Below are 1,376 nucleotides of genomic sequence, written 5' to 3'. Positions count from 1 at the left end.
TGAGCCGTCCCGGCATGTCCGGAGACTCCCGACCTTGGGAGGATTCGCGTTATGGGACGTTCGAGCAAGTACCCCGATGAGCTTCGAGAGCGTGCGGTGCGCATGGTCGCTGAGGTGCGCCCGCAGTACCGGTCGCAGTGGGCGGCGATCACGGCAGTTGCGGGCATGTTGGGGATTGGGACGCCGGAGACGTTGCGGACCTGGATCCGGCGATCAGATGTTGACGGCGGTGTGCGCCCTGGTGTGACGTCGCAGATGGCTGAGGAGAATAAGGCGCTGCGTAAGCAGGTCGCTGAGTTGCGCCGGGCCAATGAGATCTTGAAAGCTGCAGCGATTTTCTTCGGGGCCGAGCTCGACCGGCCCGCGAGACGGTGATTCGGTTCATCGCCGAGCACAAGGACCACCAGGTGCCCGGCCCCGATGGTGGGGCCGGGCTTCGCTGGGGAGTCGAGCCCATGTGCGCTGTGCTGTCTGAGCATGGTGTGCCGATCAGTGCGTCGACCTACTACGAGTGGATCACCAAGACGCCGACGCGGCGCCAGATGCGCGACGCCGAGCTGGTCGAAATCATCACTGCCGCACGCAAAGACCGCACGACCGGCAAGTTCGTGCAGACCCTGGGGTCACGCAAGCTGTGGATCTGGCTACGAGGTCAGGGTCACGACGTGGCCCGCTGCACAGTGGAGCGGATCATGCGTGAGCAGGGTTGGCAGGGTGCGCGATATGGGTCCAAGCACAAGACCACCGTCACCGACGAAACTCATGTCCGCCACCCCGATCTGGTCGACCGACGCTTCTACGCGTGCGCGCCAAATAGGTTGTGGGTGGCCGACTTTACCTATGTGTCGACATGGTCAGGGTTCGTCTACGTTGCCTTTGTCATCGACGCGTTCAGTCGCCGGATCGTGGGCTGGCGCGCCGCCACATCGATGACCACCGACTTGGTCCTCGATGCCATCGAGCACGCGTTCTTCACCCGCGCCGCCGAAGGCAACACCACTTTGCGGGGCTTGATCGCCCACAGCGATGCCGGTGCTCAATACACGTCGGTGGCATTCACCCACCGGCTCATCGACGAAGGTGTCGATCCCTCCGTCGGCTCCGTCGGCGACGCCCTGGACAACGCGCTGGCCGAAACCACCGTCGGATCGTTCAAAAATGAACTCATCCGCCGGCAAGGTCCCTGGCGCGACGTCAACCACGTCGAAATCGCCACCGCCCACTGGGTGCAATGGTTCAACACCGAACGCCCCCACGAGTACCTCGACGACTTCACCCCCGAAGCCGTCGAGAGGCTCCACTACGATCACAGACGCACCCCACCAAAAGCGGGGTGATCCAACACAATCAGTCTCCGGACTCCCCGGGACGGCTCA

General features: G+C 63.5%; 1 protein-coding gene. It reads left to right on the top strand.

The genetic code is table 11. The features are described from left to right. Positions 1-51 precede the first annotated feature (51 nt). A protein-coding gene (locus tag AWC14_RS13460; RefSeq protein WP_095764118.1) for an IS3 family transposase occupies positions 52-1,337 on the top strand; the annotation gives its coding sequence in 2 pieces (ribosomal slippage) (positions 52-334 and positions 334-1,337; 1,287 coding nt in all). The last annotated feature ends 39 nt before the right edge of the window (positions 1,338-1,376 follow it).

The sequence above is a fragment of the Mycobacterium kyorinense genome, assembly GCF_002101735.1.
GTDB classification, from domain to species: Bacteria; Actinomycetota; Actinomycetes; order Mycobacteriales; family Mycobacteriaceae; genus Mycobacterium; species Mycobacterium kyorinense.
The sequence above is the reverse complement of the archived record's forward strand: the minus strand, read 5'-3'. Positions and strand labels throughout refer to the sequence as shown.